The sequence below is a fragment of the Allobosea sp. CCNWLY174 genome, from assembly GCF_037120455.1.
Taxonomy (GTDB): domain Bacteria; phylum Pseudomonadota; class Alphaproteobacteria; order Rhizobiales; family Beijerinckiaceae; genus Allobosea; species Allobosea lupini.
Window position 1 is genome coordinate 179863 of record NZ_JBBBBQ010000011.1, and the last position, 6289, is coordinate 186151.

General features: G+C 67.9%; 7 protein-coding genes. 5 read left to right on the forward strand and 2 right to left on the reverse strand.

What is annotated here, in order from left to right; all coding sequences use genetic code 11:
- Nucleotide 1: 1 nt before the first annotated feature.
- The 3 genes from V7S63_RS25235 (at nucleotide 2) to V7S63_RS25245 (ending at nucleotide 1668) form a co-directional block, all read left to right on the forward strand.
- Nucleotides 2–667: a TetR/AcrR family transcriptional regulator gene (locus V7S63_RS25235; RefSeq protein WP_336532261.1), complete on the forward strand. Its 666-nt coding sequence runs from the start codon at nucleotides 2–4 to the stop codon at nucleotides 665–667.
- A 235-nt stretch (nucleotides 668–902) separates the two neighbouring features.
- The gene (locus V7S63_RS25240) at nucleotides 903–1148 is read left to right on the forward strand and encodes a hypothetical protein (RefSeq protein ID WP_091836787.1); all 246 of its coding nucleotides are present in this window, start codon (nucleotides 903–905) and stop codon (nucleotides 1146–1148) included.
- Nucleotides 1149–1491: 343 nt separating this feature from the next.
- Nucleotides 1492–1668: a hypothetical protein gene (locus V7S63_RS25245; RefSeq protein WP_167561665.1), complete on the forward strand. Its 177-nt coding sequence runs from the start codon at nucleotides 1492–1494 to the stop codon at nucleotides 1666–1668.
- A gap of 16 nt (nucleotides 1669–1684) precedes the next feature.
- Here V7S63_RS25245 and V7S63_RS25250 read toward each other — a convergent pair whose 3' ends face one another.
- Entirely contained in the window at nucleotides 1685–2572 is an 888-nt protein-coding gene (locus tag V7S63_RS25250; RefSeq protein ID WP_336532262.1) for an SDR family oxidoreductase, read from the reverse strand.
- Nucleotides 2573–2661: 89 nt separating this feature from the next.
- On the opposite strand from V7S63_RS25250, the gene V7S63_RS25255 reads away from it, so the two are divergent.
- Nucleotides 2662–3093, forward strand: coding sequence for an FCD domain-containing protein (locus V7S63_RS25255; RefSeq protein ID WP_336532263.1), 432 nt, complete (start codon nucleotides 2662–2664; stop codon nucleotides 3091–3093).
- A 322-nt stretch (nucleotides 3094–3415) separates the two neighbouring features.
- Nucleotides 3416–5125, forward strand: coding sequence for an MFS transporter (locus V7S63_RS25260; protein ID WP_336532264.1), 1710 nt, complete (start codon nucleotides 3416–3418; stop codon nucleotides 5123–5125).
- A 186-nt stretch (nucleotides 5126–5311) separates the two neighbouring features.
- Here V7S63_RS25260 and V7S63_RS25265 read toward each other — a convergent pair.
- A partial coding sequence (locus V7S63_RS25265) for an autotransporter outer membrane beta-barrel domain-containing protein (RefSeq protein WP_336532265.1) occupies nucleotides 5312–6289 on the reverse strand: 978 nt, incomplete at its 5' end.

The following is a 6289-nucleotide window of genomic DNA, read 5'->3' on the forward strand; positions in this document are numbered from 1 at the left end:
CATGGCGACAGCCCTCTGGAAGACGCCGGCGCAGCGCGAGCAGGAGCGCGCCCTCAAGCGTGAGGCCGTGCTGCGCGTCGCGGCGCAGGCCTTTGCCGAGCGGGGCTTCCACCGCACCTCGCTCGACGATGTCGCCGAGCGCCTGAGCGTCACCAAGCCGACGATCTACCATTACGTTCGCAGCAAGGACGAGATCCTGTTCGAATGCGTCCGCATCGGGCTGGAACGGCTCGATGCCGCCGCTGCCTCGGCGCAGGCCAGGCGCAGCGGCGGCAGCGGCCTCGAGCGGCTGATGGTGCTCTGGACCGAATACGCCCATATCGTCACCGAGGATTTCGGCCGCTGCCTGATCCTCGTCGGCGAAGACCCTCTCCCCGCCGAGACGCGCAAGGACCTGCGCGCTCTCAAGGGCAAGATCGACAAGCGCTTCCGCGGCCTGATCGAGGCCGGCATCGCCGACGGCTCGATCCGCGCCTGCGACCCCAAGCTGCTCGCCTTCGCGGCGGCGGGCGCATTGAGCTGGATCGCCCGCTGGCATGATCCCGCCGGGCCGCTCTCGGTCGATCATATCGCTCGAGAGACGATCGGGCTCTTCGTCAACGGCATCGGGGCGAGCCACCTCGGACCGGAATGCTGTTCGGACCCTGACAGCGCCAAGGCCGAATGAATGCTTTTAGGTCGCGGGCTCGTGCGCACGCCCGGCGGCCGCGGAAGCTGATGCTATTGCGGGCTCGCAATGGTCGGCCACATTGCCCCGAACGCAACCAACCACGCAATCAACGCCGGGCTCGGCATGTGCTTCTGAGCGGCTGCCAGATAGTCATCGTCAATAAGCGACTCGTATTCCAGCGGTTTAGTCGTTAGCGTAGTGGCTGTGAGTTGCGTAGCGATGAGGTGGTGTCATGCCGAACGCCGACGCCGTGATGATCTCGTCTTATGAAGAGCGGAAGGCTGCTGTGCTGCGAGCTGCACAGTTGATCTCATCCTTGAGAGGCTCCGACGGCGAGCGCGAGTTCGAGCTGCTGACCGAAGCTATCGCGGACTTCGACACGCGCCAGGAAGCTCTCGGCTATATCGAGATCCCGCCGGCTTTCATGCAGTTCCTTTCCCATGGACATCAGGGCGGGACGTCGAGCAGCCGTCGCTGAGACAAGAAGGCTCTTCGACCGGCAAGGCGCTGGCGACCTGGACCACGCATATCGACGGCCGGCGAGGGGCAGCGGATCCGTCGTGCGGACTTGCGGGGACCGCTGCTTCTCCGGCTATCGGCCACGTCGATGTCGATCTCGAACACGCGGCTGCCACCCGGCTCGAACGGGGGCGGCGGGGCGTTGCGGCCGTCATCGAGGCGCCCGATCGAGCAGGGTTCGATCGACATCACGCCCGCGCCCGGCCGCAAGTCGCGCCAGAGCTGCAGCCAGGGCCGTTCGTCGGTGTTCCCGCAAAAGGCGGTGGTCGCCGCCGCGCGGCAGCTGGGCCTCGTCGCCGACGGTGCCCCATTTCAAGACCGGCGTCTTCCACGAACATGTCGCCTGGGCCTTCGTCAAAGCCTTCAGGGAGGGCGGAGACATGGCCGTCACGCTCGACGACGGCCGCCATGCTTTCGCGATGATCGATACCGCCTATCGCTCGTTGCGCTCCGGCCGTGCCGAGCCGATCAAGGCCTGAGCAGAAAGACGAGTTCCTATCCCGAAACCTGACGGTCGATGAAAGTCTCGACCTGCATGGCTGCGACCCGCCAATCGAGTTCGCCTCCGAAGAGCTCCGCGGCCAGGCCGGAGTCGAGGGCGCTGAAGTGCGGCCGGGTGACCGAGGAGCCGAGGTCGCTCATCGGGACACGAACCAGCTCCGGCGTCCGCCGTCCGGCCAGGCGAAGCGCCTCGAATGCCGTGGCGACCCAGTCGGCCCGCGACACGGCCGGCGAGCCGGCGAGATGGAGCAGGCGCGGGATGGGCTCTCTGGCTGCCATGCGTCCGGCCAGATCCAGCAGACGCCCGGCGAGCGGACCGATCGGCGTCGGCGAGCCGATCTGGTCGCGGGCGATCCTGACGGCATCGTCCTGTCCGCGCAGGAGATGGGCGATGAAATCCTTGCCGTCTCCGAACAGCCAGGCGACCCGGGCGATACAGGCATTTCCGCCGGCGGCGAGGACATGTCGTTCGGCTTCGGCCTTCAGCTTCCCGTACAGGTTGATCGGCGATACCGGATCGGCTTCCCGCCACGGGCGATCAGTCGGGGCGCCGAAGACGTAATCCGTCGACAGGTGGACGAACGGCGTTCCGGCCTCTGAGCAGGCATGTGCCATATGGCCGGGGGCCAGCGCGTTGACAGCGTGTGCTCGCTCCGGCGCGCGCTCGCAGGCCTCGAGGGCGCTGATCGCCGCCGCATTGATGACGACGTCCGGTTTCAGCCTCGCGAGTGCAGCCTGAAAGGCGAAGGCATCGCAGATGTCAAGCTCGGCGCGCGGCAAAGCCTGTACACGATCCCCGCCGACGAGCGACAGCACGCTGGCAAGCCGGCCGCGTCCGCCGCTGACGAGAATGCGGATATCGGACTGTCGTCCCTCGGTCATCGACTTTCAGTCCCAAACCTGGCGATCGCGAAGCACGTCCGGGACGGCAATGTCGAGCACGCCTCCCCACAGGAGCAATCACGGCGGGCATGACCTTACACCCGCCAATTGTTCATAGCGCATGTCTGTGCCCGGGGAGGAGACGTTCGATATCAAGGATCGGAATGCCCCGCGATCGAGGCGAACCGCATGATCACGTTGATCGTGCCGCGGGCGCGATCGAGACCGATTCCGCTGACGCGCTGCACGAGCGCGGGGTGCGCTTCCATGAGACGATCGTCGGAGCGAGCGGCAACCCGTTCTTCCTCGATACGATCAGGCGGCTCAATCGCGTGCGCCGCCTGCTGTCCTACCGGTCGATGCTGGACCGCAAGCGTTACCGCGCGCAATGCGAGGAGCATCTCGCCATCCTCGACAGCCTCGCGCGCCGCGATCAGGACGAAGCTGCCGACCGACTGCGCGCGCATTTGGCCCACACGATCGAGAATCTGGCGCGCATTCGCCCGATCCTGTCGCACTGAGGCATGGCCCCGCCAATGCGATAGCCGAGGATTAACATTGTATTTTCATGGAGAGCGATGCGGGCATAGCCGCGCTCGCACAGGCGATTGATCTCGCGCTGCTGCGATGACGGTTTGCTTCTGGCAGGTGCGTCATGCCTGTCGCAGCTCAACCGACCCGTCGGCACCAGCCTGGAATACAGGGCGCATCATCGTCCCGAAGCCGCCCGTGAAACCCGGATGAGCCCCAGCCTTCGTTCCTGAAAACAGTCTCAAATCATCTGATGATGGACAATGGCGCAGCGCGGCTTCCCATCGCCCGCCGGCATGCTCTAACTGTGGCATGCCGCAAGAGCCAGCCACGCAGACCACTGCCGAAACCGCCGAAGCCGACCTCGCCGCCGAGGGCCTGAAGCCAGATGACGGGCGCTATTCGGCCTTTGCGCCGTTGCGCCAGCCGATCTTCCGCGCGGTCTGGATCGCCAGCCTTGCCTCGAACTTCGGCGGCCTGGTCCAGATGGTGGGCGCAGCCTGGCTGATGACTTCGCTCTCCAGTTCGCCGGACATGGTCGCGCTCGTCCAGGCCTCCACCGCGCTGCCGGTGATGCTGTTCTCGCTTGCCGCCGGCGCGATCGCGGACAATTACGACCGTCGCCGCATCCTGCTGACGGCGCAGGGCTTCATGCTCGCCGTTTCGATCATGCTGGCGGTCTTTGCCTGGCATGGACTGCTCTCGCCCTGGCTGCTCCTGACCTTCACCTTCCTGCTCGGTTGTGGCAACGCGCTCAACAACCCCGCCTGGCAGTCCTCGGTCGGCGACATGGTGCCGCGACCCGAGGTGCCGGCGGCGGTGACGCTGAACAGCGTCGCGTTCAACATCGCCCGCAGCGTCGGCCCGGCGATCGGCGGCGCCATCGTCGCCGCCTTCGGCGCGGTCGCAGCCTTCGTCGTCAATGCCTTCAGCTATATCGGCCTCATCGTCGTGCTGGCCCGCTGGCAACCGCCGCGGGTCGAGCGCGTGCTGCCGCGCGAGACGTTCCTGCTCGCGATGGGCGCCGGTCTGCGCTATGTCGCGATGTCGCCCAATATCCGCGCCGTCATTCTGCGGGCCTTTCTCTTCGGTTTCGGCGGCATCGTCGGCCTCGCCTTGATGCCGCTGGTCGCACGCGATCTCGTGCGCGGCGGCCCGCTGACATACGGCATCCTGCTGGGCGCCTTCGGCGCCGGCGCGGTCGCCGGAGCCTTCGTCAGCGCCCGGCTGCGCCGTCGTTTCAGCACCGAGACCCTCGTGCGCCTGACCTTCCTGACCTATGCGGCCGCGGCCCTGGTGGTGGGGCTGAGCCCGACCATGTGGCTCACCATGCCGGCGCTCGCGGCCGGTGGCGCCTGCTGGGTGCTGGCGCTCTCGACCTTCAATTCGACTGTGCAGCTGTCGGCGCCGCGCTGGGTGGTGGGACGGGCGCTGGCGCTCTACCAGATGGCCGCCTTCGGCGGCATGGCCGCGGGCAGCTGGGCCTGGGGCTGGGTCACCCTCCATTCCGGCCCGGCCGGCGGTCTCATCGCGGCGGCAGTCGCGCTCGTCTTCGGCGCGGCCGTCGGGCTGCGCTATCAGTTGCCCCCGCTGGAGGCGCTCAATCTCGATCCACTCGGCCGCTGGCGAAAGCCCGAGGTCGCGGTCGACATCGAGCCGCGCAGCGGCCCGGTCTTCGTCACCATCGAATGGCGGATCAGGCAGGAGGATGTCGTCGAGTTCCTGAAGGCGATGGAGGAACGCCGGCGCATCCGCCGCCGCGACGGTGCCCGCCACTGGTCGCTGCTGCGCGACCTGACCGATGCCGAGCTCTGGATCGAACGCTACGACAGCCCGACCTGGGTCGAATATGTCCGCCAGGCCCAGCGCGTCACCCAGGCCGACGCCGAAATCGGCGACCGGGTCAGGGATCTGCATATCGGGCCTGAGCCGCCTGTCGTGCACCGCATGGTCGAGCGCCAGACCGGTGCGCTGCCGCGTGAGCTGCTGCGCGCGACCCGTCAGGCGCAGGCGTCACCCTGAGCGACAGCGCCGAAGTCGCGCCAGGCCTCAGGGGCGTGCGTCGGCCGATCCGGAACTTGTCACCGGTGCACAGCCCAGCCAAGCCCGCATCGTTCGCCATCGGCAAGTCGGCTAGCAGGTTCAGTAGGTGAAGAGATTACTCCTCTATCAACCGTTGCCACGCCTGTTCCGGACAGCCCCTTCGCTTCAGAACCTCATCTCGACCCTGCCCTTGAGGGCGTGGTCTCTGGAGCGCTCGCCGATGGCGGCGGAGTAGGTCAGGCCGAGCGCGGTGGCCTGCGATATCCGCCAGTCGAGGCCGGCCTCGGCGACGAGGGCCTCGCGGTCGATCGGGGTGGCGAAGACCGTGGCCGGCGTCGTGCCGGCGACGAAGGCGGTGCCGGCCTGCGGCGTGAGATCGCCGAAGCCGTGGCGCCAGCCGAGCATGGCCCGGGCGAACAGCGGCATCGCCCCGATCTGCGCCTCGGCGCGGACGCCGAGCGTGGTGAAGCCCAGCGTCTGGTCGCTGGAGAGGACACGCAAGGCGGCAGCGCCGCCACGCTCCGTGCCGGCATCCGTACTGACCCGGATCAGCGCCAACTGCGCGAAGGGCTCCAGCGCGACGCCGCTGAAGGCGAAGCCATAACCGAGCTCGGCGAAGCCTTGCGCGACCTGCCCCGGACGCTGCAGGCGCAAGAGGTCACTGAGCCCGCGGATCTGGACCTGGCGGCGGATGTCGCTCTCCGACCAGGTGTAGGCCGCGCCGGCATCGAGCCTGAGATTGCCGAAGCGTGCCCCGGCATAGAGTGCGGCATGGCCACTTTCGAGCTTGCCGGAAGATAGGCGGGCGTCGAGGTCAAAGCGCGACTGGCTGTAGCCGCCGGCAACGCCCAGCTTCAGCGACGAGCCCGGCGCGTCGTAGACCATGACATCCGCCCCGAGCAGTGCCCCGCCGCTGCGGCGGCTCAGGCTGGCGGCGTTGCCGTCGCCGTCGCTGTTGCCGGTGCTGCCGAAGGCCGTGCCCCAGAGGGCGTAGCGCGGCTGCGGCAGCGGGGCCGGCATCACGACCGCGCCCTTGCGGCCGGGCAGATCGGCGCTGAAGCTCGCCGCGACCTGCTGCCCCGGCGCGGTCAGCAGCGGGCCGCGCAGATGGCCGAGGATCGTATCGCGCACCAGCCGGCTCTC

Coding starts and splice junctions, on each gene's coding strand:
- V7S63_RS25250 (WP_336532262.1), bottom strand. CDS start 2,572: ATGACCGAGGGACGACAGTCCGATATCCGCATTCTCGTCAGCGGCGGA.
- V7S63_RS25255 (WP_336532263.1), top strand. CDS start 2,662: ATGACCTTACACCCGCCAATTGTTCATAGCGCATGTCTGTGCCCGGGG.
- V7S63_RS25235 (WP_336532261.1), top strand. CDS start 2: ATGGCGACAGCCCTCTGGAAGACGCCGGCGCAGCGCGAGCAGGAGCGC.
- V7S63_RS25240 (WP_091836787.1), top strand. CDS start 903: ATGCCGAACGCCGACGCCGTGATGATCTCGTCTTATGAAGAGCGGAAG.
- V7S63_RS25260 (WP_336532264.1), top strand. CDS start 3,416: ATGCCGCAAGAGCCAGCCACGCAGACCACTGCCGAAACCGCCGAAGCC.